The organism is Streptomyces sp. NPDC043952 (assembly GCF_056435325.1).
On record NZ_JBWKES010000001.1, the window covers coordinates 146,681 to 173,376 of the forward strand.

The window sequence follows — 26,696 nt, forward strand, 5'->3', positions numbered from 1 at the left end:
TCCCCCCCCCCCCCCCCCCCCCTCACCACCCCCCCCCCCCCCCCCCACCCCCTCCCCCCCCCCCCCTCCCCCCCCCCCCCCCCCCCCCCCCCCCCCCCCCCGCCGGGGGGCTCAGCTCTCCAGGGTGTCCTCGGGGAGGGACACCAGCCAGCGGGTCTCCTGGCGCGGGCGGAGGTAGAAGGCCCAGTAGAGGGTGGCGACGAGGGTGATGCCGCCGGTCCAGATCAGGTACGAGACCTCCTGCTCGACCAGGATGTAGACCAGGACGGCGATCAGCAGGACCGGCATGGCGGGCCACAGCGGCATCCGCCAGGCCTTGCGGGTGCCGTGGTGGCCGCGGCGGCCGAGCAGTGCGGCGACGGCGACCAGGAGGTAGAGGGCGGTGACGGCGACGCCGGTCACGCCGTAGAGGGTGTCCAGGTTGACGAAGCAGAGGAACGCGCCGGGGACGCCCACGACCAGGGTGGCGACCCAGGGGGAGCCGAACCGGCCGAGCTTGGACAGGGCGTTGTTGACCGGCGAGGGCCAGGCCTTGTCGCGGGCGGAGGCGAACAGGACGCGGGAGTTCTGGATGACCATCACGATGCCCGCGTTGATGATGGCGAGGGCGACGCAGAGGCTGACGAAGGTGCCGACGGCCGTGTTGCTCCAGGCGATGACCATGCTGGAGATGTTGCCGCCGGTCAGGGCGGTGAGGTTGCCCGCGCCCAGGGTGATCGCGGTGACCGGCACCAGGATGACCACGCTGGAGATGGCCAGCGTCGCGAGGACGGTCCGGGCGACGTTGCGGCGCGGGTTCTCCAGTTCCTCGGAGAGGTAGACGGCGGTGGAGAAGCCCTGGGTGGCGAAGAGGGCGATGGCGAGCCCCGAGAGGACCATCATGGCCGTCACCGGGTTGACGTGGGCGTGCTCGCCGGCGATCTGGAAGGAGGTGAGGGAGCCCAGGCCGCGGTGGGAGTGGGCGAAGCCCAGCACGGCGACGACACCGGCCGCGATGACCTCCAGGACCAGGAAGATGCCGGTGATCCAGGCGTTGGCGCGCAGGTCGAGCAGGCCCGCGAGGGTGGCCGCGATCATCACGCCGGCGCCCGTCCAGGACGGGTCGAGGTGGACGATCGGGGCGAGGTAGTCGGCGGTGCCCATCGCGATGACCGGAGGGACGATCATCACGACGAGCAGCGACATCACGAAGGCCAGCCAGCCGGACAGCCGTCCCGCGAGGGTGGAGACGATGGCGTACTCGCCGCCCGCGCTGGGGATCAGGGTGCCCAGCTCCGAGTAGCAGAAGGCGACCGGGATGCAGAGCAGCGCGCCGATGGCGAGGCAGAGCGCGGTCGCCGTGCCCAGGCTGGAGAAGAGGTCCGGCACGATCACGAACAGGGTGGAGGCCGGTGTGACGCACGAGAGGGTGAGCAGAGTGCCGCCGACCACGCCGATGGAGCGCTTGAGCTTCTGGGGGCTGTCCGTGGCCTCGGAGAGGAGACCGGTCTCGACAGGGCGGAGCGTGTCGGTCATGCGGCGGAATCCGATCGACTCGTGTCGTGCGTGAGGGTGGGGGGTTCGGGAGCGCTATCGCCTCCGGCGGATCGTCGTCGTACGGTCGTCTTCGTCCGCTCCCGGCGCCCATAGGGAACCCCGACGAAAACCACCACGTCAATGGGTGTTTGCCTTCGGAATCCGCACCTGGGGCACGTGCCGCCGGGGATCAGATTCACAGGCAACAAGGCTCTATAGGTGCATCCATCAAGCCTGTGCGTGATCTGACCTTGCTTTCTAAGGTCATCCCCCGGCCACCCCTTCGTCACCCGTTTCCTCCACATGAACGGGAACCGCAGCCGACGTTTCAAAAAAATGTCAGGCCGTCCGGTATCCGGACGGCCTGACGAGGGGGAAGCGGCGGTGCTAGGTCACGCTCAGTGGTTGCGGGGGAACCCGAGGTCGACGCCGGCGGGGGCGTCCGCCGGGTCCGGCCAGCGGGTGGTGATCACCTTGCCGCGGGTGTAGAAGTGCGTGCCGTCGTTGCCGTAGATGTGGTGGTCGCCGAACAGCGAGTCCTTCCAGCCGCCGAAGGAGTGGTAGCCCACCGGCACCGGGATCGGCACGTTCACGCCGACCATGCCGGCCTCGACCTCCAGCTGGAAGCGGCGGGCGGCGCCGCCGTCCCGGGTGAAGATCGCGGTGCCGTTGCCGAACGGCGACGCGTTCATGAGGGCCACGCCCTCGTCGTAGGTGTCCACGCGCAGCACGCACAGCACCGGGCCGAAGATCTCGTCCTGGTACGCCTTGGCGGTCGTCGGCACCTTGTCCAGCAGGGAGATGCCGATCCAGTGGCCGTCCTCGTACCCCTCGACCGTGAAGCCGGTGCCGTCCAGGACCACCTCGGCGCCCTCGGCGGCCGCGCCGGCGACATAGGAGGCCACCTTGTCGCGGTGGGCGGCGGTGATCAGCGGGCCCATCTCGGAGGCCGGGTCGTTGCCCGGACCGATCTTGATCTTCTCGGCGCGCTCGCGGATCTTCGCCACCAGCTCGTCGCCGATGGAGCCGACCGCCACGACCGCGGAGATCGCCATGCAGCGCTCGCCGGCGGAGCCGTAGGCCGCGGAGACGGCCGCGTCGGCCGCCGCGTCCAGGTCGGCGTCCGGCAGCACCAGCATGTGGTTCTTGGCGCCGCCCAGGGCCTGCACGCGCTTGCCGTGCGCGGAGGCGGTGGCGTGGATGTAGCGGGCGATCGGGGTGGAGCCGACGAAGGAGACGGCCTGCACGTCCGGGTGCTCAAGGAGCCGGTCCACGGCCACCTTGTCGCCGTGCACCACGTTGAACACGCCGTCCGGGAGGCCGGCCTCGGCCAGCAGCTCCGCGATGCGGACGGAGGCGGAGGGGTCCTTCTCGCTCGGCTTGAGCACGAAGGTGTTGCCGGTCGCGATGGCGATCGGGAACATCCACATCGGGACCATCGCCGGGAAGTTGAACGGCGTGATGCCCGCGACCACACCGAGCGGCTGGCGGATCGAGGCCACGTCCACGCGGCTCGCGACCTGGGTGGACAGCTCGCCCTTGAGCTGCACGTTGATGCCGCAGGCCAGGTCCACGATCTCCAGGCCGCGGGCGACCTCGCCGAGCGCGTCGGAGTGCACCTTGCCGTGCTCGGCGGTGATCAGCTCGGCGATCTCGTCGCGGTGCGCGTCCAGCAGCGCCCGGAACTTGAAGAGGATGGTGGTGCGCTGCGCGAGCGAGGACTGGCCCCAGGTCGCGAAGGCGTCCTTGGCGGCGGCGACCGCGGCGTCCACCTCCTCCACGGAGGCGAACGCGACCTTGGTGGTGACCGCGCCGGTCGCCGGGTCGGTGACCGGCCCGTACGTGCCCGACGCGCCTTCGGCGGTCTTCCCGCCGATCCAGTGGTTGACGATCTTCGTCATGCCCAGAGACTCCTTACTCACAGATGGCGGCGTCGGGTCGAGACGTGCCGTTCGTACTGCTCGCGTGCCGTGACCGCGGGTGTCCGGGTCGCGGTCGCGGCCACGGGAACATCCCACCAGGCCTGTGCGCCGGGCGCGCCCGACACAGTGTCGGACGTTTCGGTCTCGACGTAGACACATGTGGCGGTGTCGGCGGTCCGCGCCTCGGCGAGCGCCGCGCGCAGCTCCCCGGCGCTGCCCGCCCGCAAAACCCGCATCCCCAGGCTGGCCGCGTTGGCCGCGAGATCGACGGGCAGCGGGGCGCCCGTATACGCCCCTTCCTCCGTCCTGAACCGGTAGGCGGTGCCGAACCCCTCGCCGCCCACCGCCGCCGAGAGCCCTCCGATGGACGCGTACCCGTGGTTCTGCACCAGCAGCACCTTGATCGCGATGCCCTCCTGGACGGCGGTCACGAGCTCGGTCGGCATCATCAGATACGTGCCGTCCCCGACCAGCGCCCAGACGTTCCGCTCCGGCGCCGCCAGCTTCACGCCGAGCGCGGCCGGGATCTCGTAGCCCATGCAGGAGTAGCCGTACTCCACGTGGTACTGGTCGCGGGAGCGCGCCCGCCACAGCTTGTGCAGCTCGCCGGGGAGCGAACCGGCCGCGTTGATCAGGATGTCCGACTCGTCCACCAGGGCGTCCAGCGCGCCGAGGACCTGCGCCTGGGTCGGCCGCGCCTCGGGGTCGGGGCTCGCGAAGCAGGCGTCGACCCGCCGCTCCCAGCGCTCCTTGCCCGCCGTGTACTCCTCCACGTACGCGCCGTCCGCCTGGTGGGACGCCAGCGCCTGGCTCAGCTCCTCCAGGCCGGTGCGGGCGTCGGCGACCAGGGGCAGCGCGGCCAGTTTGTGGGCGTCGTGGGGCGCGATGTTCAGGTGCAGGAAGCGGACGTCCGGGTGCTGGAAGAGGGTGCCGGAGGCGGTGGTGAAGTCGGTGAAGCGGGTGCCGACGCCGATCACCAGGTCCGCGGTGCGCGCCAGGTCGTCGGCGGTCGCGGTGCCGGTGTGGCCGATCCCGCCGACGTCCTGCGGATGGTCGTACCGCAGCGCGCCCTTGCCGGCCTGGGTGGACGCGACCGGGATGCCGGTCGCCCCGGCGAACGCGGCGAGGGCCGCCTCGGCGCGGCTGTGCCGCACCCCGCCGCCCGCGACGAGGAGGGGGCGGCGCGCGACCCGCACGGCCCGTGCGGCGCGGGCCAGTTCGGTGGGGTCGGGGCCCGGCCGTCGTACGGTCCACACCCGCTCGGCGAAGAACTCCTCGGGCCAGTCGTACGCCTCCGCCTGCACGTCCTGCGGCAGGGCGAGGGTGACCGCGCCGGTCTCCACCGGGTCGGTGAGCACCCGCACGGCCGCGAGCGCGCTCGGGACGAGCTGCTCGGGGCGGGTGATCCGGTCGAAGTAGCGGGAGACCGGGCGCAGCGTGTCGTTGACCGAGACGTCGCCCGCGTACGGCACCTCCAGCTGCTGGAGGACCGGGTCGGCGGGGCGGGTGGCGAAGACGTCGCCGGGCAGCAGCAGGACGGGGAGGTGGTTGACGGTGGCGAGGGCGGCGCCGGTGACGAGGTTGGTGGCGCCGGGGCCGATCGAGGTCGTCACCGCGTGGGTGGCGAGGCGGCCCGACTGGCGGGCGTAGCCGACGGCCGCGTGCACCATGGCCTGCTCGTTGCGGCCCTGGTGGTACGGCATCACGTCCGCGTACTCGACCAGCGCCTGCCCGATGCCCGCCACGTTCCCGTGGCCGAAGATGCCCCAGGTGGCGGCGATCAACCGGCGCCGCCCGCCGTCGCGTTCGGTGTGCTGGGCGGCGAGGAAGCGGACGAGTGCCTGGGCGACGGTGAGCCGGATCGTCATCGGTAGCCCCCGGTGGTCCCGGTGTGGTCGGGGTGGAAGCGGATCCGCCACTCCCTGCTCTCGCCGGGCCCGGCCATCACGTTCAGGTAGTACATGGCGTGTCCCGGCTGGGCGATGGAGGGGCCGTGCCAGCCGTCGGGGACGAGGACGGCGTCGCCGGAGCGGACCTCGGCGAGCACATCGGCGCCGCCCGGCCGGGAGGGGAACACCCGCTGGTAGCCGAGGCCGCCGGGTCCCTCGATCTCGAAGTAGTAGATCTCCTCCAGCTCGCACTCCTCGCCCGGCCGGTGCTCGTCGTGCTTGTGCGGCGGGTACGAGGACCAGTTGCCGCCGGGGGTGAGGACCTCGACGGCGATCAGCCGGTCGCACTCGAACGCGTCGGCGGCGGCGAAGTTGCGCACCTGGCGGGCGCAGCCGCCGCTGCCGCGCCGCTCGACGGGGACCTCCGGCGCGGGGCCGTAGCGGGCGGGGAGTCGTCGCTCGCACTTCGCTCCTGCCAGGGCGAAGCGGCCTCCCGCGCCGGAGGCGATCTGGACCCGGGCCGCTCGGGGCGCGTACGCGAAGTCGGAGGCCCCCGCGAACACGCTGTCCCGACCCAGGAGTTGGAACTCGCTTTCCTCGATTCGAACGGTACATCCGCCTTCCAGCGGAAGCACGATCCACTCGCTGTTCCCGGTGGTGAACGTATGGCTACCGTCCGGGGACAACTCGACGATACGCAGCGCGCCGTACGTCCATCCGGCGCGCTCGGGGCCGATGTCGAGGGCGTACTCGGCGCTCGCGGTGGTGCCCCGCGGCAGATACAGGTCGGTGCTGGTCATACGGCCCCTCGCAGCAGTGCGGTGGCGGTGTCCACGGCGGCGGCCACGTCGCCGTCCGCCGGGTACAGCAGCGAACGGCCGGCCACCAGGCCGCGCACGGTGGGCAGGTGGAGCGCGGCGCGCCACTTCTCGTGGGCGGCGCGGCGGTCGGCGGGCGCGTCGCCCGTGTCGCCGCCGAGCAGGACGGCGGGGAGGGTGGAGGCCGCCATGACGCGGGCCATGTCCCGCGGGTCCTCGGTCACCGGGACCTTCAGCCAGGTGTAGGCCGAACTGCCGCCCAGGCCCGAGGCGATGGCGAGGGAGCGGGTGACGGCCCCGGCGGAGAGGTCGTTGACGAGGGCGCCTTCGGGGGTGCGGCGGCTGATGAAGGGTTCCACGAAGACCGGGAGCCGGCGCTCGGCCATGGCGTCGACGGCACGGGCGGCGGACTCCAGGGTGGCCAGGGAGCCGGGGTCGGTGTAGTCGAGGCGCAGCAGCAGCTTCCCCGCGTCGAAGCCGAGGCGGTCGATGTCCTCGGGGCGGTATCCGGTGAACCGGTCGTCCAGTTCGAAGCACGCGCCGCGCAGCCCGCCGCGGTTCATCGAGCCCATGACGACCTTGCCGTCCAGGGCGCCGAGCAGCAGCAGGTCGTCCAGGATGTCGGCGGTGCCGAGGACGCCGTCGACGCCGGGCCGCGACAGCGCGAGGCAGAGGCGGCCGAGCAGGTCGGCGCGGTCGGCCATGGCGAATTCCCGGCCGCCGACGCGGAGGGCGCCGCGGGCGGGGTGGTCGGCGGCGACGATCAGCAGCCGGCCGGTGTCGTCCAGCAGCGGACGGCGCCGGCGCCGGGCCGCGGCCTCGGCGATGGCCTCGGGGTTCCGGGCGCGGATGCGGGCCAGGTCGGCGGTGTCGATGACGGGTCGGGGGTGGGGGCGGGCGTGGGTGGGGGTGGGGGCGCGGGGTGGGGTGCGGGTGCCGTTTACGCCGTCGGCCGGGTCTGCGGCACCGGTGCGGCCCGCGCCGTCGGTCCGGTCCGTGTCGTCGGTGTGGCCCGCGCCGTCGGTCCGGTCCGTGTCGTCGGTGTGGCCCGGCGGGTCGGGCGCGGTCATCGTACGGCTCCGGCGGCGAGGGCGGCGGCCACCTCGGCCGGGGTGGGCATCGCGGTGGAGCACTCCAGGCGGGAGGCGACGATGGCGCCGGCCGCGTTGGCGCCGCGCAGGGTGGTCTCCAGGTCCCAGCCGGCCAGCAGCCCGTGGCACAGCCAGCCGCCGAACGCGTCTCCGGCGCCGAGCCCGTTGAGGACGGTGACGGGCAGCGGGGGCACCTCGATCGCCGCGCCGTCCGCGCCGACGGCCAGCACCCCCTCGGGCCCCTGTTTCACCACGGCGAGCCGGACCCCCGCGTCCAGCAACGCCCGTGCGGCGGCGTGGGGTTCACGGGTGCCGGTGGCGATCTCCACCTCGTCCAGGTTGCCGACCGCGACGGTGGCGTGCCGCAGCGCCTCGGCGTAGAAAGGGCGGGCGGTCTCGGGGTCGCGCCAGAACATCGGCCGCCAGTCCAGGTCGAAGACGGTGGCACCGGCCCGGTCCCGGTGGGCCAGGGCGGCGAGCGTGGCCGTACGGCTCGGTTCCTCGCTGAGACCGGTGCCGGTCATCCAGAAGATCCGGGCGGCGGCGATGGCGTCGAGGTTCAGCTCGCCGGCCTCGATCTCCAGGTCGGGGGCCTTGGGCTGCCGGTAGAAGTACAGCGGGAAGTCGTCCGGCGGGAAGATCTCGCAGAAGGTGACGGGGGTGGGGAGGCCGGGCACGGAGGTGACCCAGCGGTCGTCGACGCCGAGGGCGCGCAGCGCGTCGTGCAGATAGGCACCGAAGGGATCGTCACCGGTACGGGTGATCACGGCGGCGGTCCGCCCCAGCCGCGCCGCCGCCACCGCGACGTTGGTCGCCGAGCCGCCGAGGAACTTGCCGAAGGACGTCACCCGCGCGAGCGGGACCCCGGCCTGGAGCGGATACAGGTCCACCCCGATCCGGCCCATGGTGATCAGGTCGTACGCCATCGGCTCCCCTTCGTCCCGGCTCCCCCGGCTTTCTATTCCTGCCCGCGGAGCACTGTCAATGCTTTGTCCGGACATTCGGACGACAGGGAGTGCCGGGTTCGTTCCCCGGTCCGGGGCCGGCTACCCGCGCATCCGCGCCCCACTTTGCGTCAGCCGTGTCACAAATACCCCTCTTCCGTCACACATGTCGCGCCTACGCGGGCGCTGCGTCACACCCGGTCGACAGGGGCTGACCGTTGGTGACGGTGCGTCGTTGTCCGGGCGCAGGCTTGATGATCGCCAGCGCAGCACCCGGTTCCCCCGACGGCCGTCCCCGGCCGCCCCCGCGGTGCGCGCGGGGAGGTGCAGCTCATGACCGACCGCAGGCTCTGGTCGTACAAGGAGATCGCGGCGCACATCAAGGTGCAGCCGGACACCGTGCGGTCGTACCGCAAACACGGGTTGCTGCCCCCGCCGGACCAGGTGGAGGGCGGCAAGCCCTACTGGTACGCGGACACCGTGCGCGCCTGGGTCGCCTCCCGGCCGAGCAACCGCGGCCGCCGGCCGGACTGAACGTCCTCTGCTTCCAGGGGAGTTACGACCACGGCTCGATGACCGTCACCCCGGCCCCCGGCGCCTGGCCCATCCGGGCGAGGGCCGCCGGGGCCGCGTCGAGCGGGATGACGGAGGTCACCAGGAGGTCCGGGCGCAGCGCGCCGGAGCGGACCAGCTCCAGCATGCCGGGGTAGGCGTGGGCGGCCATGCCGTGGCTGCCGAGCAGTTCCAGCTCCAGCGCGATCGCGCGGGCCATCGGCACCGGGGTCGTACCGTCGGCCGAGGGCAGCAGCCCGACCTGGACGTGCCGGCCGCGGCGGCGCAGGGAGCCCACGGAGGCGGCGCAGGTGGCGGGCGAGCCGAGGGCGTCCAGGGAGAGGTGGGCGCCGCCGCCGGTCAGCTCGCGTACCGCCGCGCCCGTGTCGGGCACCGCGCTCGCGTCCAGGCAGTGCGCCGCGCCGAACGTCCGGGCCAGCTCCAGCGCTTGGGGCGCGATGTCCACGGCGACCACCCGCGCCCCGGCCGCCGCCGCGATCATCACCGCGGACAGGCCGACCCCGCCGCAGCCGTGCACCGCGACCCACTCACCGGCCGCGGCCCGCCCCTGCTGCACCACGGCACGGAAGGCGGTGGCGAAGCGGCAGCCGAGGCCCGCGGCGGTGGCGGCCGCCATGCCGTCCGGGATCGCCACGAGGTTGACGTCGGCGTGGTCGAGGGCGACGTACTCGGCGAAGGAGCCCCAGTGGGTGAAGCCGGGCTGGGTCTGCCGCTCGCACACCTGCTGCTCGCCCGCCGCGCAGGCCGGGCAGGTGCCGCAGGCGCAGACGAACGGCACGGTGACCCGGTCGCCGGGCCGCCGGCCGGTCACCCGGCTGCCCACCGCCTCGACCACACCGGCGAGTTCGTGTCCGGGCACATGCGGCAGCACGATGTCCGGATCGTGTCCCATCCAGCCGTGCCAGTCGCTGCGGCACAGCCCGGTCGCCTCCACCCGCACCACGACCCCGTGCTCCGCGGGCGCCGGGTCGGGCACCTCCCGCACCTCGGCCGGCTTCCCGAACTCCTCGAACACCACCGCTCGCATACGGCCCACCCTTTCACGCCGGCGCCCGCCGCCACCCACGGACCGTCACGCGGACGGCGCAGCCGGACGGCGGCGGTTCGGGACATCTGCCTAAGGTGCGAGGGATCCGTCCGTGAACCCGCCCAGCGCATCGCTCGACGCACCGCCCCGGCGACCCGCCCCTGCCCCAGCCCGAGGGGACGACCCACGTGAGCCACCCCCCGCCGCCCGGCACGCCCAAGGCCCGTATCCCCCATCCGCAGCAGCCCCCGCCCCCGTACCCCCGCATCGGCGCGGGCCTGTGGCGGCGCTGTCTGGTCGGCGGGCTCGCGGTGTGGGGACCGGCCGCGGGGCTGGCCCTCGCGACCCGGAGCACGGCGGCGCTCGTGACGCCCGCCCTGCTGGGCACCTTCCTGGTGCCGGTGGTCCTCGTGCTGTGGGCGTACGAGCGGGGCGCCCGCGACCTCGGGGTCAGCGCGGTCCTCGGCTGCTTCCTGGCGGGCGGCGCGCTCGGCGTGCTCGGCGCCTCGCTCGCGGCCTCCTCCGCACCGCACCCCTCCCTGAGCCGGTACCTGACCGTCGCCCTGGCCGAGGAGGCGGCCAAGCTGGGGGCGCTGGTGTTCGCGCTGCGCCGGCAGCCGGCCGTCCGCGGCATGCGGGCCGGGCTGATGCTGGGCGCCGCCGTCGGTGTCGGTTTCGCGGCGCTGGAGAGCGCCGGGCACGCCCTCGACGCCGCCCTGTGGGCCCCGGACCCCTGGGGGCAGTTGGAGACGGAGCTGGTGCGCGGGCTGCTCGCGCCCCTCGGGCAGGGGGCCTGGACCGCGGCCGCGGGCGGTGTGCTGCTGGCGCTGCGCCGCCCCGACGGCCGCTTCCGGTACGCCCCGCCGGTGGTCGCCGCCTGCATGGGCGCCACCCTGCTGCACGCCCTGGCGGACACGGCGCGCGGCCTCGCGCCCTGGCTGGTCGTACGGCTCACCGGCCGGGGCGTGGAGAGCGGATTGTTCGCGCCGGGGTACCCGCCGCAGCCGAGCGCCGCCCAGCAGCACCTGCTCGCCCTCGTCTCCGCCCTGGGCCCGGCCCTGGTCGCGCTGGCCGCGCTCGCCTGGGCGCTGTCACTCGCCCGGCGGAATCCCTCGTATCCCCCTTGGAGAAATACCCCCTAGGGGTATACTCTGAGGACGGTGGGGAAACCATCGGGAACAACACCGGCGAACCCCACCGGCCCCATGCGCCACGACGAGGAGAACGACATGAGCGCCCACACCGACACCCCGGCCTCCGTCACCACCGTCTACAAGGTGACCGGCATGAGCTGCGGACACTGCGAGGGATCCGTCTCCGGCGAGATCTCCCAGCTCCCCGGCGTCACCGCGGTGAAGGCCGTCGCGTCGAGCGGCGAGGTGACCGTCGTCTCCGCCGCCCCGCTGGACGACGAGGCCGTCCGCGCCGCCGTGGACGAGGCCGGCTTCGAGCTGGCCGGCAAGGCCTGAGCACCGCCCTTCCACAGTCCCGACCGGCCGCGCCGACCAGCTGATACTGGCTCCGCGCGGTCCGGTCCGATGTCTGGAGTCCGGACATGACCAGCACCATCGCAGAGCAAGCGGACACCGCCATAACCCCCGGCGCGGCGTCCTCCGGCACGACGTCCTCCGGTACGGTGTCCGAGGTCGAACTGCTCATCGGCGGGATGACCTGCGCCTCCTGCGCCGCGCGCGTGGAGAAGAAGCTCAACCGGATGGACGGCGTCAGCGCCACCGTCAACTTCGCCACCGAGAAGGCGAAGGTCAGCTACGGCGCGGGCGTCGACGTCGCCGATCTGATCGCGACCGTCGTGAAGACCGGGTACACCGCCGAGGAGCCCGCCCCGCCGCGGCCCGAACCGGAGGCCGCGGCCCCGGAGTCCGCCGAGCGGGACCCCGAACTCGGCGCACTGCGCCACCGGCTGCTCGTCTCCGCGCTGCTCGCGCTGCCCGTCGTCCTGCTCGCGATGATCCCGGCCCTCCAGTTCGACAACTGGCAGTGGCTCTCCCTCACCCTCGCCGCGCCCGTCGTCGTCTGGGGCGGCGCGCCCTTCCACCGCGCCGCCTGGACCAACGCCCGGCACGGCGCGGCCACCATGGACACCCTGGTCTCGGTCGGCACGCTGGCCGCGTTCGGCTGGTCGCTGTGGGCGCTGTTCCTCGGCCGCGCCGGGATGACCGGCATGCACGACGAGTTCCGCCTCACCGTCTCCCGGACGGACGGCGCCGCCACGATCTATCTGGAGGTCGCCTCCGGTGTCATCGCGCTGATCCTGCTCGGCCGCTATCTGGAGGCCCGCTCCAAGCGCCGCGCCGGTGCCGCTCTGAAGGCGCTGCTGGAGCTGGGCGCGAAGGACGTGGCGGTGCTGCGGGACGGGCGTGAGGTGCGGGTGCCCGTCTCCTCGCTCGCGGTCGGCGACCGGTTCGTCGTACGGCCCGGCGAGAAGGTCGCCACCGACGGCACCGTGGTCGAGGGCGTCTCCGCGGTCGACGCGTCCATGCTGACCGGCGAGTCGGTGCCGGTGGACGTCGGCCCCGGCGACCGGGTCACCGGCGCCACGGTCAACGCGGGCGGCCGGCTGGTGGTCGAGGCCACCCGCGTCGGCGCCGACACCCAGCTCGCCCGGATGGCCCGGCTGGTGGAGGACGCGCAGAACGGCAAGGCCGAGGTGCAGCGGCTCGCCGACCGGGTCTCCGCGGTGTTCGTGCCCGTGGTCATCCTGATCGCGCTCGGCACCTTCGGGGTCTGGCTCGGCGTCACCGGGGACGCGGTCTCCGCGTTCACCGCCGCCGTCGCCGTGCTGATCATCGCCTGCCCCTGCGCGCTGGGCCTGGCCACGCCGACCGCGCTGATGGTCGGCACCGGGCGCGGCGCCCAGCTCGGCATCCTGATCAAGGGCCCCGAGGTGCTGGAGTCCACCCGGCGCGTCGACACCGTCGTCCTGGACAAGACCGGCACCGTCACCACCGGCCGGATGACCCTCCAGACGGTGTACGCCGCCGCCGGCGAGGACGAGAAGGAGCTGCTGCGCCTCGCCGGCGCCCTGGAACACGCCTCCGAGCACCCGGTCGCCCGCGCCATCGCGGCCGGCGCCGAGGAGAGCGCCGGCGCCCTCCCGGCGGTCGAGCGCTTCGAGAACGTTCCGGGACGGGGCGTACGCGGGCGCGTGGACGGCCGTGAGGTGGCCGTGGGGCGCCTGTACGACGAGGTTCCCGAGGAGCTGGCCCGCGCGGCCGCCGAGGCCGAGCGGGAGGGCCGTACGGCCGTCCTGGCGGGCTGGGGCGGACGGGCCCGCGGGGTCCTCGCGGTCGCCGACGCGATCAAGGAGACCAGCGCGGAGGCGATCCGCGAGCTGCGCGCCCTCGGGCTGACGCCGGTGCTGCTCACCGGGGACAACCGGACGGTCGCCGAGTCGGTCGCCAGGGCCGTCGGCATCGACGCCGGGCAGGTGTACGCGGAGGTGCTGCCCGAGGACAAGGTGGACGTCGTACGGCGTCTGAGGGCCGAGGGCCGCGTGGTGGCCATGGTCGGCGACGGGGTCAACGACGCGGCCGCCCTCGCCACCGCCGACCTGGGCCTGGCGATGGGCACCGGCACCGACGCGGCGATCGAGGCGGGCGATCTGACGCTGGTCCGCGGCGATCTGCGGACGGCGGCCGACGCGATCCGGCTGTCCCGGCGCACGCTGGCCACCATCAAGGGCAACCTCGTCTGGGCGTTCGGCTACAACGTGGCCGCGCTGCCGCTGGCCGCCGCGGGACTGCTGAACCCGATGATCGCGGGCGCCGCGATGGCGTTCTCCTCGGTATTCGTGGTCACCAACAGCCTGCGGCTGCGCCGGTTCCGGTGACAAGGCACTCGAAGCCGGTACCGGAGTCCCTCTAGAGACGGACGCGAGCCTCCCATAAACTCTTCACAAGGCTCGCGCATCATCCTTACGCTCGGGTCCCGATCGACGGATCGGGGCTCTTGCGCACCAAAGGGACATATGCAAGAGACGCAGATCACAGTGGCGTGAACGTAACCATCGAAGGGGTTCGAAGGTCTAAGTTGGCGATGTCGGATCGGCGTCTTGGGGGGCGCTGTTCCGGCGTCTGGGGATGTCTTGGGGGACGTCCCCGGAGATGCGTTGCCGGGGCACGTACACCGGGAAGCTTTGAGCGGCCCTCCCGGCGTGCTTGTCCCGGCAGACCGCACATCGACAGCGATTCAGGCGCTGTCCTCTCCGAGCGCCCGGCCCGGATCCCGTGGGGGGAATCCGCACCGGGACATGGGAAGGCGCCCTGGTCGTCGGCCCGTGGGGGGACCGGCGGCTCAGGGCGCCTTCTTCTTATGCCGCAGCAGGCTTCCTATGCCCGCGTCAGGCTCAGCGCGCCTCGACCGGCACGAAGTCGCGCTCGACCACGCCCGTGTAGATCTGGCGCGGGCGGCCGATGCGGGAACCCGGCTCCTTGATCATCTCGGTCCACTGGGCGATCCAGCCCGGCAGGCGGCCGAGGGAGAACAGCACGGTGAACATCTCGGCCGGGAAGCCCATGGCCCGGTAGATCAGACCGGTGTAGAAGTCCACGTTCGGGTAGAGGCTGCGCGAGACGAAGTAGTCGTCGGAGAGCGCGTGCTCCTCCAGCTTGAGCGCGATGTCCAGCAGCTCGTCGGACTTGCCGAGGGCCGACAGGACGTCGTGCGCGGCGGCCTTGATGATCTTGGCGCGGGGGTCGAAGTTCTTGTAGACCCGGTGGCCGAAGCCCATCAGACGGACGCCGTCCTCCTTGTTCTTCACCTTGCGGATGAAGGTGTCGACGTCGGAGCCCGAGTCGCGGATGCCCTCCAGCATCTCCAGGACGGACTGGTTGGCGCCGCCGTGCAGCGGGCCCCACAGCGCGTTGATGCCGGCCGAGATCGACGCGAACATGTTGGCCTGCGAGGAGCCGACGAGGCGGACCGTGGAGGTCGAACAGTTCTGCTCGTGGTCGGCGTGCAGGATCAGCAGCTTGTCCAGCGCGGAGACGACGACCGGGTCCAGCTCGTACTCGTCGGCGGGGACCGAGAAGGTCATGCGCAGGAAGTTCTCGACGTAGCCGAGGTCGTTGCGCGGGTAGACGAACGGGTGGCCGATCGACTTCTTGTACGCGTACGCCGCGATCGTCGGCAGCTTGGCGAGCAGCCGGATCGTGGAGAGGTTGCGCTGCTTCTCGTCGAACGGGTTGTGACTGTCCTGGTAGAAGGTGGACAGCGCCGAGACGACCGAGGACAGCATGGCCATCGGGTGGGCGTCGCGCGGGAAGCCCTTGTAGAAGTTCTTGACGTCCTCGTGCAGCAGGGTGTGCCGCGTGATCTCGCCCTTGAACGCGGTCAGCTCGTCGACGGTGGGCAGCTCGCCGTTGATCAGCAGGTACGCCACCTCGAGGAAGGTGGAGCGCTCGGCCAGCTGCTCGATGGGATAGCCGCGGTAGCGGAGGATGCCCGCCTCGCCGTCGAGGTAGGTGATCGCGGATTTATAGGCGGCCGTGTTGCCGTACCCGCTGTCGAGGGTCACCAGCCCGGTCTGGGCGCGCAGCTTCCCGATGTCGAAGCCCTTGTCGCCGACGGTGCTGTCGACCACCGGGTAGGTGTACTCGCCGTCGCCGTACCGCAGTACTACAGAGTTGTCGCTCACGTCTTCCCTCACCGACGTAGTGCCTCATCTTCGAGGTGCCCTGACTGTCTCTACCATCCCCCATTTGGCTCAGGAGAGTGCACTCGGGGTCGACCATTGGGCCTATTGACGGCACTCAGTGCCGTCAGCCTGCCCATCCTGCCCCCTCGAAGGGCCTTCTGGAAGTGCTCTGTGACCTTCACGACTCATTTGATCGATCATTTTTGCCGGCGAGCCGGAAGTCCAGGGCCGTGCACCGCCGTCCGGCCGACACCGTGCGCACCGCCTGGCCGATCGCGCGGCGCGAACCGACCAGGACGACCAGCTTCTTGGCCCGTGTCACGGCCGTGTAGAGCAGGTTCCGCTGCAACATCATCCATGCTCCCGTGGTGACGGGAATCACCACGGCGGGATATTCACTTCCCTGCGAGCGGTGGATGGTCACGGCGTACGCGTGGGCGAGTTCGTCCAGTTCGTCGTATTCATACGGAACCTCCTCGTCCTCGTCCGTGAGGACGGTCAGCCGCTGGTCGACCGGGTCGAGCGCGGTGACGACGCCCACGGTGCCGTTGAAGACCCCGTTCTTCCCCTTCTCGTAATTGTTGCGAATCTGGGTCACCTTGTCGCCGACCCGGAAGACCCGCCCGCCGAACCGCTTCTCCGGCACATCGGGCCGGGCCGGCGTGATGGCCTGCTGGAGCAGCCCGTTGAGCGCCCCCGCGCCGGCCGGGCCCCGGTGCATCGGCGCGAGCACCTGCACATCGCGCCGGGGATCGAGCCCGAACCTGGCGGGAATCCTGCGCGCCGCCACGTCCACGGTGAGCCGCCCGGCCTCCTCCGTGTCGTCCTCCACGAAGAGGAAGAAGTCCTTGAGCCCGTCGGTGAGGGGGTGCCGGCCCGCGTTGATCCGGTGCGCGTTGGTGACCACGCCGGACTGCTGGGCCTGCCGGAAGACGCGGGTGAGACGGACGGCGGGGACCGGGCTGCCGGGGGCGAGCAGGTCGCGCAGCACCTCGCCGGCGCCGACGCTGGGCAGCTGGTCGACGTCCCCGACGAAGAGGAGGTGCGCTCCGGGCGGTACGGCCTTCACCAGCTTGTTGGCGAGGAGGAGGTCCAGCATGGACGCCTCGTCCACGACCACCAGGTCGGCGTCCAGGGGCCGTTCCCGGTCGTAGGCCGCGTCCCCGCCGGGCTTCAGCTCCAGCAGCCGGTGCACAGTGGACGCGTCGGCGCCGGTCAGCTCGGCGAGCCGCTTGGCGGCGCGGCCGGTCGGCGCGGCGAGCACCACCTTGGCCCGCCGGGCGCGGGCCAGCTCCACGACGGAGCGGACCGTGAAGGACTTGCCGCAGCCGGGGCCGCCGGTGAGCACGGCGACCTTCTCCGTGAGCGCGAGCCGGACGGCGGCCTCCTGCTCGGGCGCGAGGTCGGCGCCGGTGCGCTGGTGGAGCCAGCCGAGGGCCTTGCCCCAGTCCACGTCCTGGAAGCCGGGCATCCGGTCCTCGCCGGTGCGCAGGAGGCGCAGGAGCTGGGCGGCCAGGGACAGCTCGGCGCGGTGGAAGGGGACGAGGTAGACGGCGGTGACGGGCTCGCCCCCGTCGGGTCCCGGCACCTTCTCCCGTACGACACCGGGGTCGCCGCCGTCCTCCGGCTCCCGTGCCAGCTCGCCGAGGCACTCGATGACGAGACCGGTGTCGACCTGGAGCAGCTTCACCGCGTCGGCGATGAGGCGTTCCTCCGGCAGGTAGCAGTTGCCCTGGTCGGCGGACTGGGAGAGGGCGTACTGGAGGCCGGCCTTGACGCGCTCGGGGCTGTCGTGGGGGATGCCGACGGACTGGGCGATCTTGTCGGCGGTGAGGAAGCCGATGCCCCAGACATCGGCGGCGAGCCGGTAGGGGTTCTTCCTGACGACGTCGATCGACTGATCGCCGTACTTCTTGTAGATCCGCACGGCGATGGAGGTGGAGACCTCGACGGTCTGGAGGAACAGCATGACCTCCTTGATCGCCTTCTGCTCCTCCCATGCCGCGGCGATCTTCCTGGTCCGCTTGGGTCCGAGCCCCGGCACCTCGATCAGCCGTCCGGGCTCCTCCTCGATGACGCGGAGGGTGTCGACGCCGAAGTGCCGGGTGATCCGGTCGGCGAAGACGGGCCCGATCCCCTTGACGAGCCCGGAGCCGAGGTAGCGCCGCATGCCCTGGACGGTCGCCGGGAGCACGGTGCTGTAGTTCTCCACCTGGAACTGCCTGCCGTGCTGCGGGTGGCTCCCCCACCGCCCCTCCATCCGCAGGGACTCCCCGACCTGCGCCCCGAGGAGCGCCCCGACGACGGTGAGCAACTCCCCGCCGCCCCTGCCGGTGTCCACCCGGGCAACGGTGTACCCGTTCTCCTCATTGGCGTATGTGATCCTCTCCAGCACCCCTTCGACCACAGCCATCCGCCGCTCACCGGTGTGGTTCCCCGCCTGTTGCGCCATGGGACGACGGTAGCGGTGGGGGGTGACAGGGGGTGGGGGCGGTGCCACGCCCGAGGTTGTCAGCGAACGCCGAAACCGAGCCCGTTCTCGTCCATGGCGTTGAAGACCGTCACCCGGACCGTCTCGAAGACGAAGCCGACGTCGACGTTCCCCTGAGCGACGTCCTGCCCTGGCCACACGGGCAGTTCGACCCCTTTCAGGACCGCTCCCCGCAGCCGGCGCAGCTCGGGGAGTGGTTCCGGCCGCCACTGGAGATCGAAGCCCGGCCAGCGGACCGGACCGGCCGGGTCGATGGTGTTCCACGTGAGGGAGAGCTCGTCGAGTTTCCAGTGGTTGATCTCGACCTGCTCACCGTCGAAGTCGAACAGCACCGGGCAGTCGCGGAACCACTCGTCGTCCTCCACGTCCCAGGCCATCGAGACTCTGGTGAGCGGCCGCCCCACAAAACCTTCGAGCCGCTCTCCGTGCGCCCGCTGCACGTCCCGCCGGCCGACCAGCCACTCGGGGCGGTATCCGGTGATTCCGAAGTCGAACATCATTTTCCCCTGGCATATGCAACCTCTTGGGATCCGGCTCGTTGAGCACGTCGTACGACAGGAGGGAGGGTCGATGGTCGGCTCGTCGCACGAGGCACTGCACCGGATCTTTCAGAAGGATCCCGCGGTGCTGACCAAGGCGTTGCAGCGGGTACTGCACGTGCCGTTTCCGGAGCCGCGGGAGATCGCGGCGCTGAATGTGGACCTCACCGAGATCGAACCGGTCGAACGGCGAGTGGACACGCTGATGCGGGCGGAGACGGACGAGGGCACGTACCTGCTGGTGGTGGAGTCGCAGGGGAAGGTGGACGACCGGAAACGGGGCAGTTGGCCTTACTACCTCGCCTACTTGTACGAGAAGTACCGCTGCGAGCCGGTGCTGATCGTGATCACGCAGAGCAGTACGACCGCCAAGTGGGCCTCGCGGCCCATCCGGTTCGGCTTCCGTGACTGGCACTCGATGACGGTGCGGCCACTGGTGCTGGGGCCGGACAACGTGCCGATGATCACCGACGAACACTGGGGCGAGCGTGACCCGTCCCTCGCGGTGCTCTCGGCGATGACACACGGACAGGGGCCCCAGGCTCCGGCCATACTGGAATCCCTGGTGGCCATCCTGAAGACCATCGACGCGGACACCGCCTCGGTCTACGCGCAGTTCGTCGACTCCTGCCTGACCAACCCCCAAGCGAAGCAGACGTGGAGGGACTTGATGACAACCGTCCAGTACTTCTGGCGCCATCCGTTGGCTGAACAGGTACGCGAGGAAGGCCGGGAAGAGGGCAGGGAAGAGGGCCGCATCAAGGGCTGGCGGGAGACGCTTCTTCGCCTCCTCGAATGGCGCCGCATCCCCGTCCCCGACACCGCCCGCGCACGCATCGAAGCCTGCACCGACCTCAGCCAACTGGAGACATGGGCCGAACGGGCCGTACACGCGGCGAACGCCGACGAACTGTTCACCGACAAGTGAACCAGCACCGGAAATAGGGGGTGGCACAGTGGGACAGATTCACTACTTCTGGCGCCACCCCCTGGCTGAACAGGTGCGCGAGGAAGGTCGAGAAGAGGCTCGCGCGAAGGCCAGGGAAGAGGGCCGCATCGAGGGCTGGCAGGAGACACTCCTTCGCTTCCTCGAATTGCGCCGCATCCCCGTCCCCGACACCGCCCGCGCACGCATCGAAGCCTGCACCGACCTCGACCAGCTGAAGGCATGGGCCGAGCGGGCCGTACACGTGGCGGAGGCCGGCGAGTTGTTCGCAGAGGAATGAGCCCGCGGCCCGACCGGCGCCGCGCAAGAGGGTTGGGCGGGGCTCCCCCGTACGACCGGCGCCTGCGCCCCGTCGGGCACGCCTCCCTGGTGATCGGCGCACGCCGATCGCCGATCACCAGGGGCCACCCGCCCACCAGTCGTCACTTTCCCGCCCGGTAACGATTGGGTTTCGGCCACCTCCCACCCCCTTGCCACCCCTCATGTAATCGATTCCAATCGTTTCCGCGTCTCGATGTAATCGATTCCAAGCGTCACGAGTTCACAAGGAGGTGGGCCGGAGGTGGCGAGTATCAAGGATGTGGCCGCGGTGGCGGGTGTGTCCGTTGCGACGGTTTCGCGGGTGCTGAACGCGCATCCGTCGGTCAGCGCGGACGCGCGCGGCCGGGTGCTGGCCGCCGTGGAGTCGCTGGGGTACCGGCCGAACGCCGTGGCGCGTTCGCTGCGGACCGATCAGACCCATACCCTCGGCCTCGTCATCAGTGACGTGCTGAATCCCTACTTCACCGAGCTGGCCCGCTCCGTGGAGGAAGAGGCCCGGTCGCTCGGGTACAGCGTGATCATCGGGAACGCGGACGAGCGGCCCGATCTCCAGGACCACCACGTGCGGAACCTGCTGGACCGGCGGATCGACGGCCTGCTCGTCTCGCCGACCGACGGCGGCTCGCCGCTCATGCTGGACGCCGCCCGCGCCGGAACGCCGATGGTGTTCGTGGACCGCTGGATCCCCGGCGTCGACGTCCCCGTCGTACGCGCCGACGGACGAGCCGCCGTACAGGACCTCGTGGCGCACCTCCACGCCCTCGGGCACCGGCGGGTCGCGATCATCGCGGGGCCCGCCGCCACCACGACCGGCAGCGAGCGCGTCGAGGCGTTCCGCGCCGCGCTGGCCGAGTACGGGCTCCCGCTCCCCGGCGTCTACATCGGACAGGGCGACTTCCAGGCCGCCAGCGGGCGCCGGGTCACCGAGGGGTTCCTCGACCTTCCCGAGCCGCCGGACGCCGTCTTCGCGGCGGACAACCTGATGGCGCTCGGCGCCCTGGACGCCGTCCGGGCGCGCGGGCTGCGGGTGCCGGACGACATCGCGCTCGCCGCGTTCGACGACATCCCCTGGTTCGTGCACACCGATCCCCCGGTGACCGCGATCGCCCAGCCCACCGGCGAGCTGGGCCGGGCCGCCGTACGCGCCCTGGTCGACCGGATCGAGGGGCGGCCGGCCGCGTCCGTCACCCTCGCCGCCCGGCTGGTCGTACGCCGCTCCTGCGGTGAGACACCGGAGGAGACCGAGCCCCGGATCATCCCCACCCTGCCCCTCCCCCCAGTGCAAAGGAGCACGACGTGAGCAACCCGGACGAGTTGCTGCGCATCGAGGGCATACGCAAGACCTTTCCCGGCGTGGTCGCGCTCGACGGTGTCGACTTCGATCTGCGCCGGGGCGAGGTGCATGTGCTGCTCGGTGAGAACGGCGCCGGCAAGAGCACGCTCATCAAGATGCTCTCCGGCGCCTATACGCCCGACTCCGGGCGGATCCTCGTCGGCGGCCGGGAGACGCGCATCCACGGCGCGCAGGACTCCGAGCGGCTCGGGATCGCCACCATCTACCAGGAGTTCAACCTGGTGCCGGACCTGACCGTCGCCGAGAACATCTTCCTCGGCCGGCAGCCGCGCCGCCTCGGGATGATCGACCGGAAGCGGATGGAGGCCGAGGCCGCGAAGCTCCTGGAGCGGGTCGGCGTGCGGGTCTCGCCGCGTGCGCGGGTGCGGGAACTGGGCATCGCCCGGCTCCAGATGGTGGAGATCGCCAAGGCTCTGAGCCTGGACGCGCGCGTGCTCATCATGGACGAGCCGACCGCCGTGCTGACCTCGGAGGAGGTCGAGAAGCTGTTCGCGATCGTGCGGCAGCTGCGGGCGGACGGGGTGGGCATCGTCTTCATCACGCATCATCTCGACGAGATCGCCGCCCTCGGGGACCGGGTCACCGTCATCCGGGACGGCAAGAGTGTGGGCCAGGTGCCCGCCACCACGCCCGAGGACGAGCTCGTACGGCTCATGGTCGGGCGCTCCATCGAGCAGCAGTACCCGCGCCGACGCCCGGACAGGGGCGCCGCGTTGCTCAGCGTCGAGGGGCTGACCCGCGACGGCGTCTTCCACGACGTGAGCTTCGAGGTGCACGCCGGGGAGGTCGTCGGCATCGCCGGTCTCGTGGGCGCCGGACGCACCGAGGTCGTCCGGGCCGTGTTCGGCGCGGACCCGTACGACGACGGGACCGTGAAGGTCGGCGGCACCGCGCTCAGGCGCTCCGACGTGAACGCCGCGATGGCGGCCGGGATCGGGCTCGTGCCCGAGGACCGCAAGGGGCAGGGGCTGGTGCTGGACGCCTCCGTGGAGGAGAACCTGGGCCTCGTCACCCTGCGCGCGGCGACCCGCGCCGGGCTGGTCGACCGCAGGGCGCAGCACGTGGCGGCCGAGCGGATCGCCGGTCAGCTGGGCGTGCGGATGGCCGGCCTCGGCCAGCATGTGCGCACGCTGTCCGGCGGCAACCAGCAGAAGGTCGTCATCGGCAAGTGGCTGCTGGCCGACACCAGGGTGCTGATCCTGGACGAGCCGACGCGCGGCATCGACGTCGGCGCCAAGGTCGAGATCTACCAGCTGATCAACGAGCTGACGGCCGCCGGTGCCGCCGTCCTGATGATCTCCAGCGATCTGCCCGAGGTGCTCGGCATGAGCGACCGGGTGCTGGTGATGACCCAGGGCCGGATCGCCGGCGAACTCGCGGCCGGCGAGGCCACGCAGGACGCCGTGATGGCACTCGCCGTATCCAACCCCACCACCAGCGACACGAACGACAACACCGCGAAGGAGGCCGACCGTGGCCACTGACACGCTCAAGAGCACGACGGGAGCGAGTGGCGCGCCGGGCGGCCTGCGCCGGCTGCTGCTCGACAACGGCGCGCTGACCGCGCTGATCGTCCTGGTCATCGCCCTGTCGGCGCTGTCCGGCGACTTCCTGACGACGGACAACCTGCTCAACATCGGTGTCCAGGCGGCCGTGACGGCGATCCTGGCCTTCGGTGTCACCTTCGTGATCGTGGCGGCGGGCATCGACCTGTCGGTCGGCTCGGTGGCCGCGCTGTCGGCGACGGTGCTGGCGTGGAGCGCCACCCAGCACGGGGTGCCGGTCGCGCTGGCCGTCGTCCTCGCGGTGGCCACGGGTGTGGCGGCCGGTCTGGTGAACGGTTTCCTCATCGCCTACGGCAAGCTGCCGCCGTTCATCGCGACGCTCGCGATGCTGTCGGTGGGGCGCGGTCTGTCGCTGGTGATCTCCGGTGGTGTGCCGATCCCGTTCCCGGACTCGGTCTCGCACCTCGGTGACACGCTCGGCGACTGGCTGCCGGTGCCGGTCCTGGTCATGATCGTGATGGGGCTGCTGGCCGCGTTCGTGCTCGGCCGCACCTACATCGGCCGCTCGATGTACGCGATCGGCGGCAACGAGGAGGCCGCGCGCCTGTCGGGTCTGCGGGTGAAGAAGCAGAAGCTCGCGATCTACGCCCTGTCCGGGGTGTTCGCGGCGGTGGCGGGCATCGTGCTGGCCTCCCGGCTGTCCTCCGCGCAGCCGCAGGCCGCCGACGGCTACGAGCTGGACGCGATCGCGGCCGTCGTCATCGGCGGCGCCTCGCTCGCCGGCGGCACCGGCAAGGCGTCCGGCACCCTGGTCGGCGCGCTGATCCTGGCGGTGCTGCGCAACGGCCTGAACCTGCTGAACGTCTCCGCGTTCTGGCAGCAGGTGGTGATCGGTGTCGTGATCGCGCTGGCGGTGCTGCTCGACACGGTGCGCCGCAAGGCGGGTGCCACCCCTGTGACCAGCGGGGGCGGCGGCAACAAGGGCAGGCAGGCGGCGACGTACGGGCTCGCGGCCGTGGTGACGGTGGCGGTGGTCGGCGCGACCTCCTTCCTGCACGACGGCTCCGGTGCCTCCAACAAGCCGAAGATGGGTCTGTCGCTGTCCACCCTGAACAACCCGTTCTTCGTGCAGATCCGCTCCGGCGCGCAGGCCGAGGCGAAGAAGCTGGGCGTGGACCTGACGGTCACCGACGCGCAGAACGACGCCTCCCAGCAGGCCAACCAGCTCCAGAACTTCACCAGTTCGGGCCTCGACGCGATCATCGTCAACCCGGTCGACTCGGACGCGGCGAGCAACTCGGTCAAGGCCGCCGACAGAGCGAAGATCCCGGTGATCGCGGTGGACCGCGGTGTCAACAAGGCCGCTGTGGACGCCCTGGTGGCCTCGGACAACATCGCCGGCGGCGAGCAGGCGGCCAGGACGATCGCCGAGAAGCTGGGCGGCAAAGGCAAGATCGTGATCCTCCAGGGTCAGGCGGGCACCTCGGCGGCGCGTGAGCGTGCGCAGGGCTTCGCCAACGGTCTGAAGGCGTACCCCGGCATCAAGGTGGTGGCGCAGCAGCCCGCCGACTTCGACCGCACCAAGGGCCTCGACGTGATGTCGAACCTGCTCCAGGCCCACCCGGACGTGCAGGGCGTGATCGCCGCCAACGACGAGATGGCCCTCGGCGCGATCAAGGCGCTGGGTTCGAAGGCCGGTACGTCGGTGCCGGTGGTCGGCTTCGACGGCACCCCGGACGGCCTGAACGCGGTCAAGGCGGGCACGCTGTACGCCTCCGTCGCGCAGCAGCCGACCCAGCTCGGCCGGATCGCCGTGGACAACGCGCTCAAGGCGTCGCGGGGCAAGAAGGTGCAGCCGACGGTGAAGGTGCCGGTGAAGGTGGTCACCAAGGACAACGTGGCCGGATTCACCGGCTGACGGCGGCGGGCGAAGCGGGCGCGGGCGGACGGTCGTACACCATGGACGCGCCATGGGGGCGGCCGTCCGCCCCGGCTCGTTCCACGGGTTCTCGGATTCAAAGGGTTCATGGGAGTCAACTGATGTACGACTACGACCTGTTGGTCGTGGGTTCGGCCAACGCCGACCTGGTGATCGGGGTCGAGCGGCGGCCGGCCGCCGGTGAGACGGTGCTCGGCGGGGATCTGTCCACGCATCCGGGCGGCAAGGGCGCCAACCAGGCGGTCGCGGCGGCCCGGCTGGGCGCCCGTACGGCCCTGCTGGCGCGCGTCGGCGCGGACGGCCACGGCCGGCTGCTGCTGGACTCCCTGCGCTCGGCCGGGGTGGACCCGGCGGGGGTGCTCGAAGGCGGGGCGCCGACCGGGGTCGCGCTGATCACCGTGGACCCGTCCGGGGACAACAGCATCGTGGTGTCACCCGGCGCCAACGCCCGCCTCACCCCGGCGGACGTCCGGTCGGCCGGCTCGCTGGTCCGGGCCGCGCGCGTGGTCTCGGCCCAGCTGGAGATCCCGCTGGAGACGGTGGAGGAGGTCGTACGGACCCTGCCGTCCGGCACCCGGTTCGTGCTCAACCCCTCCCCGCCGCGCCCGCTGCCCGCCGAGGTGCTGGCCGCCTGCGACCCGCTGATCGTCAACGAGCACGAGGCGCGGGTCATCCTGGGCGAGGCCGCCGGGGCGGAACCCGAGGACTGGGCGCGCGGGCTGCTGGCCCTCGGCCCGCGCTCGGTCGTGGTCACGCTCGGCGCCCGCGGCGCGCTGGTGTACGACGGCTCGGGCGCGCGGCGGGTCGCGTCGGTGAAGGTCGACGCGGTGGACACCACGGGCGCGGGCGACGCGTTCACGGCGGCGCTGGCCTGGAAGCTGGGCACGGGCTGGAGCCTCGCGGAGGCGGCGGCGTACGCGGCCCGCGTCGGCGCGGCGGCCGTGACGAGGGCGGGGGCGCAGGAGTCGTATCCGACGGCCGAGGAGGTCGGGCGGCTGTGAAGAAGTCGGGCATCCTGAACCGTCATCTGGCGGGGGCGCTGGCCGAGTTGGGGCACGGGGACGAGGTGCTGGTCTGCGACGCGGGCATGCCGATCCCGGCCGGGCCGCGCGTGGTGGACCTGGCCTTCCGGGCCGGGGTGCCGTCCTTCGCGGAGGTCTTCGCCGGCCTGGTGGACGAACTGGTGCTGGAGGGCGCCACGGTGGCGGAGGAGCTGCGCGGAGACCATCTGGGCCTGGTGCGGCGGCAGTTCGCCCATCTGGACGTCGTACCGCACGAGCGGCTCAAGGAGTTGTCGGCGGGGGCGAGGCTGATCGTGCGTACCGGTGAGGCGAGCCCGTATGCCAATGTGCTGTTGCGGTGCGGGGTGTTCTTCTAGGGACCGGGAAGGGGGGCGGGCGGGTCATGGACGAACTCGTGCGGTTTCTGTACGCCCGGCTCGGCGACGCCGCGCGGGGGGCGCGCTCGGTGGTGGGCCGGGAGTGGGGCTTCGCCGCCGGGTGGGTGTTCGACGAGGACGCGCGCGGGGTGTGCGAGGTCGGGGACGAGGAGACCGGCCGGTACATCGCGGGGCAGGACCCGGCGCGGGTGCTGCGCGGCGCGAAGGCGCTGAAGGGGATCGTGGACGCGTACGCGGCGGCGGCCCGGCGGCGGGACGCGGCCGTGGCACGGATCGGGGAGCGGGGGGACCGGGTGTCCGGCGCAGATCTGGAGGCGTGGGACCGCACCCAGTACCAGGCGGGCGTCCTGGAGGGTCCGCTCCGGCTGATCGCGCTGACGTACGCGGACCACCCGGACTACCGGGACGCATGGCGGCCGTAGGCAACTCCTTTCCATAGTCCGGGTGTTGAGCGCTGGCACCCACCGGTGTTTGACTTGGCCGGTGACTGCCATCGAGGGAGCGAGCGCTCTGGACCGGCTCGGGCCGGTGCTCAGCCGGCATCCGGTCGGCCACCGCAAGCGGTGGGTGAACGCCGCCTGGGCCCTGCTCGTCGCCGTCCCGTCGGGCTGGCTCGGGGTGTGGGGTCTCCCGGCCGCCGGCGAGGGGTCGGCCCGCGGCAACCGGGCGATCGGCCTGCTGATCGGTCTCGCGCTGGGCGCCGTATGGGTCGCGGTGACCCAGATCGCGCGGGCGCTGCGCGGCGAGCCCGGAGAGTACTTCGAGGT

General features: G+C 72.0%; 22 protein-coding genes. 12 read left to right on the forward strand and 10 right to left on the reverse strand.

Going from position 1 to position 26,696, the window contains the following annotated elements; all coding sequences use genetic code 11:
- Nucleotides 1–111: 111 nt before the first annotated feature.
- The 6 genes from AC069R_RS00700 to iolC form a co-directional block, all read right to left on the reverse strand.
- Entirely contained in the window at nt 112–1,515 is a 1,404-nt protein-coding gene (locus AC069R_RS00700) for an APC family permease (RefSeq protein WP_478763325.1), read from the reverse strand.
- A 398-nt stretch (nt 1,516–1,913) separates the two neighbouring features.
- A complete protein-coding gene (gene mmsA, locus AC069R_RS00705) occupies nt 1,914–3,416 on the reverse strand; it encodes a CoA-acylating methylmalonate-semialdehyde dehydrogenase (protein ID WP_397985870.1) in 1,503 nt (500 codons plus the stop codon).
- A gap of 17 nt (nt 3,417–3,433) precedes the next feature.
- Entirely contained in the window at nt 3,434–5,305 is a 1,872-nt protein-coding gene (gene iolD, locus AC069R_RS00710) for a 3D-(3,5/4)-trihydroxycyclohexane-1,2-dione acylhydrolase (decyclizing) (RefSeq protein WP_478763328.1), read from the reverse strand.
- A complete protein-coding gene (iolB, locus tag AC069R_RS00715; RefSeq protein WP_478763330.1) occupies nt 5,302–6,126 on the reverse strand; it encodes a 5-deoxy-glucuronate isomerase in 825 nt (274 codons plus the stop codon). The genes iolD and iolB overlap by 4 nt, the downstream gene beginning before the upstream one ends.
- The gene (locus AC069R_RS00720; RefSeq protein ID WP_478763682.1) at nt 6,123–7,019 is read right to left on the reverse strand and encodes a Cgl0159 family (beta/alpha)8-fold protein; all 897 of its coding nucleotides are present in this window, start codon (nt 7,017–7,019) and stop codon (nt 6,123–6,125) included. The genes iolB and AC069R_RS00720 overlap by 4 nt, the downstream gene beginning before the upstream one ends.
- A gap of 191 nt (nt 7,020–7,210) precedes the next feature.
- Nucleotides 7,211–8,161, reverse strand: coding sequence for a 5-dehydro-2-deoxygluconokinase (iolC, locus tag AC069R_RS00725; RefSeq protein WP_478763332.1), 951 nt, complete (start codon nt 8,159–8,161; stop codon nt 7,211–7,213).
- 351 nt (nt 8,162–8,512) lie between these two features.
- On the opposite strand from iolC, the gene AC069R_RS00730 reads away from it, so the two are divergent.
- The gene (locus AC069R_RS00730; protein ID WP_478763334.1) at nt 8,513–8,713 is read left to right on the forward strand and encodes a helix-turn-helix transcriptional regulator; all 201 of its coding nucleotides are present in this window, start codon (nt 8,513–8,515) and stop codon (nt 8,711–8,713) included.
- A gap of 22 nt (nt 8,714–8,735) precedes the next feature.
- Here AC069R_RS00730 and AC069R_RS00735 read toward each other — a convergent pair whose 3' ends face one another.
- On the reverse strand, nt 8,736–9,779 hold the full coding sequence (locus tag AC069R_RS00735) for a zinc-dependent alcohol dehydrogenase family protein (RefSeq protein WP_478763335.1): 1,044 nt from the start codon (nt 9,777–9,779) through the stop codon (nt 8,736–8,738).
- A 188-nt stretch (nt 9,780–9,967) separates the two neighbouring features.
- On the opposite strand from AC069R_RS00735, the gene AC069R_RS00740 reads away from it, so the two are divergent.
- From AC069R_RS00740 to AC069R_RS00750, 3 genes are all read left to right on the forward strand, one after another.
- Nucleotides 9,968–10,921, forward strand: coding sequence for a PrsW family glutamic-type intramembrane protease (locus AC069R_RS00740; RefSeq protein WP_478763337.1), 954 nt, complete (start codon nt 9,968–9,970; stop codon nt 10,919–10,921).
- An 87-nt stretch (nt 10,922–11,008) separates the two neighbouring features.
- Entirely contained in the window at nt 11,009–11,248 is a 240-nt protein-coding gene (locus AC069R_RS00745; RefSeq protein WP_478763338.1) for a heavy-metal-associated domain-containing protein, read from the forward strand.
- A gap of 86 nt (nt 11,249–11,334) precedes the next feature.
- The gene (locus AC069R_RS00750; protein ID WP_478763339.1) at nt 11,335–13,629 is read left to right on the forward strand and encodes a heavy metal translocating P-type ATPase; all 2,295 of its coding nucleotides are present in this window, start codon (nt 11,335–11,337) and stop codon (nt 13,627–13,629) included.
- Between the two features lie 516 nt (nt 13,630–14,145).
- On the opposite strand, the gene AC069R_RS00755 is transcribed toward AC069R_RS00750, so the two are convergent.
- The 3 genes from AC069R_RS00755 to AC069R_RS00765 all read right to left on the reverse strand — a co-directional run bounded on the left by AC069R_RS00755 (nt 14,146) and on the right by AC069R_RS00765 (nt 18,423).
- Nucleotides 14,146–15,435, reverse strand: coding sequence for a citrate synthase (locus tag AC069R_RS00755; protein ID WP_397985861.1), 1,290 nt, complete (start codon nt 15,433–15,435; stop codon nt 14,146–14,148).
- A gap of 178 nt (nt 15,436–15,613) precedes the next feature.
- Nucleotides 15,614–17,887 carry an SF1B family DNA helicase RecD2 gene (gene recD2 / locus AC069R_RS00760; protein ID WP_478763341.1) on the reverse strand — a complete coding sequence of 758 codons (2,274 nt, stop codon included), beginning with the start codon at nt 17,885–17,887 and terminating at the stop codon, nt 15,614–15,616.
- A 59-nt stretch (nt 17,888–17,946) separates the two neighbouring features.
- Complete coding sequence (locus AC069R_RS00765) at nt 17,947–18,423, reverse strand: hypothetical protein (RefSeq protein ID WP_478763342.1); 477 nt, start codon at nt 18,421–18,423, stop codon at nt 17,947–17,949.
- Between the two features lie 73 nt (nt 18,424–18,496).
- On the opposite strand from AC069R_RS00765, the gene AC069R_RS00770 reads away from it, so the two are divergent.
- The 8 genes from AC069R_RS00770 (at nt 18,497) to AC069R_RS00805 (ending at nt 26,351) form a co-directional block, all read left to right on the forward strand.
- Nucleotides 18,497–19,393: a hypothetical protein gene (locus AC069R_RS00770; RefSeq protein ID WP_478763344.1), complete on the forward strand. Its 897-nt coding sequence runs from the start codon at nt 18,497–18,499 to the stop codon at nt 19,391–19,393.
- Nucleotides 19,394–19,421: 28 nt separating this feature from the next.
- Nucleotides 19,422–19,691 carry a hypothetical protein gene (locus AC069R_RS00775; RefSeq protein WP_478763345.1) on the forward strand — a complete coding sequence of 90 codons (270 nt, stop codon included), beginning with the start codon at nt 19,422–19,424 and terminating at the stop codon, nt 19,689–19,691.
- A 282-nt stretch (nt 19,692–19,973) separates the two neighbouring features.
- Nucleotides 19,974–21,032 (forward strand): LacI family DNA-binding transcriptional regulator, encoded by a 1,059-nt coding sequence (locus tag AC069R_RS00780; protein WP_478763347.1) that lies wholly within the window; start codon nt 19,974–19,976, stop codon nt 21,030–21,032.
- A complete protein-coding gene (locus AC069R_RS00785) occupies nt 21,029–22,570 on the forward strand; it encodes a sugar ABC transporter ATP-binding protein (RefSeq protein ID WP_478763349.1) in 1,542 nt (513 codons plus the stop codon). Before AC069R_RS00780 ends, AC069R_RS00785 begins: the two co-directional genes overlap by 4 nt.
- Nucleotides 22,560–24,509 carry an ABC transporter permease/substrate-binding protein gene (locus AC069R_RS00790; protein ID WP_478763350.1) on the forward strand — a complete coding sequence of 650 codons (1,950 nt, stop codon included), beginning with the start codon at nt 22,560–22,562 and terminating at the stop codon, nt 24,507–24,509. Before AC069R_RS00785 ends, AC069R_RS00790 begins: the two co-directional genes overlap by 11 nt.
- 122 nt (nt 24,510–24,631) lie before the next feature.
- A complete protein-coding gene (locus AC069R_RS00795; protein ID WP_478763351.1) occupies nt 24,632–25,531 on the forward strand; it encodes a ribokinase in 900 nt (299 codons plus the stop codon).
- Nucleotides 25,528–25,908, forward strand: coding sequence for a D-ribose pyranase (rbsD, locus tag AC069R_RS00800; protein WP_478763353.1), 381 nt, complete (start codon nt 25,528–25,530; stop codon nt 25,906–25,908). The genes AC069R_RS00795 and rbsD overlap by 4 nt, the downstream gene beginning before the upstream one ends.
- 26 nt (nt 25,909–25,934) lie before the next feature.
- Nucleotides 25,935–26,351 (forward strand): DUF6221 family protein, encoded by a 417-nt coding sequence (locus AC069R_RS00805; RefSeq protein WP_478763354.1) that lies wholly within the window; start codon nt 25,935–25,937, stop codon nt 26,349–26,351.
- The last annotated feature ends 345 nt before the right edge of the window (nt 26,352–26,696 follow it).

Bases quoted from the DNA above. Each gene is read 5' to 3' on its own strand.
- AC069R_RS00700 (WP_478763325.1), bottom strand. From the start codon at position 1,515: ATGACCGACACGCTCCGCCCTGTCGAGACCGGTCTCCTCTCCGAGGCC.
- mmsA (WP_397985870.1), bottom strand. From the start codon at position 3,416: ATGACGAAGATCGTCAACCACTGGATCGGCGGGAAGACCGCCGAAGGC.
- iolD (WP_478763328.1), bottom strand. From the start codon at position 5,305: ATGACGATCCGGCTCACCGTCGCCCAGGCACTCGTCCGCTTCCTCGCC.
- iolB (WP_478763330.1), bottom strand. From the start codon at position 6,126: ATGACCAGCACCGACCTGTATCTGCCGCGGGGCACCACCGCGAGCGCC.
- iolC (WP_478763332.1), bottom strand. From the start codon at position 8,161: ATGGCGTACGACCTGATCACCATGGGCCGGATCGGGGTGGACCTGTAT.
- AC069R_RS00730 (WP_478763334.1), top strand. From the start codon at position 8,513: ATGACCGACCGCAGGCTCTGGTCGTACAAGGAGATCGCGGCGCACATC.
- AC069R_RS00735 (WP_478763335.1), bottom strand. From the start codon at position 9,779: ATGCGAGCGGTGGTGTTCGAGGAGTTCGGGAAGCCGGCCGAGGTGCGG.
- AC069R_RS00745 (WP_478763338.1), top strand. From the start codon at position 11,009: ATGAGCGCCCACACCGACACCCCGGCCTCCGTCACCACCGTCTACAAG.
- AC069R_RS00750 (WP_478763339.1), top strand. From the start codon at position 11,335: ATGACCAGCACCATCGCAGAGCAAGCGGACACCGCCATAACCCCCGGC.
- recD2 (WP_478763341.1), bottom strand. From the start codon at position 17,887: ATGGCGCAACAGGCGGGGAACCACACCGGTGAGCGGCGGATGGCTGTG.
- AC069R_RS00765 (WP_478763342.1), bottom strand. From the start codon at position 18,423: ATGTTCGACTTCGGAATCACCGGATACCGCCCCGAGTGGCTGGTCGGC.
- AC069R_RS00770 (WP_478763344.1), top strand. From the start codon at position 18,497: ATGGTCGGCTCGTCGCACGAGGCACTGCACCGGATCTTTCAGAAGGAT.
- AC069R_RS00795 (WP_478763351.1), top strand. From the start codon at position 24,632: ATGTACGACTACGACCTGTTGGTCGTGGGTTCGGCCAACGCCGACCTG.
- AC069R_RS00805 (WP_478763354.1), top strand. From the start codon at position 25,935: ATGGACGAACTCGTGCGGTTTCTGTACGCCCGGCTCGGCGACGCCGCG.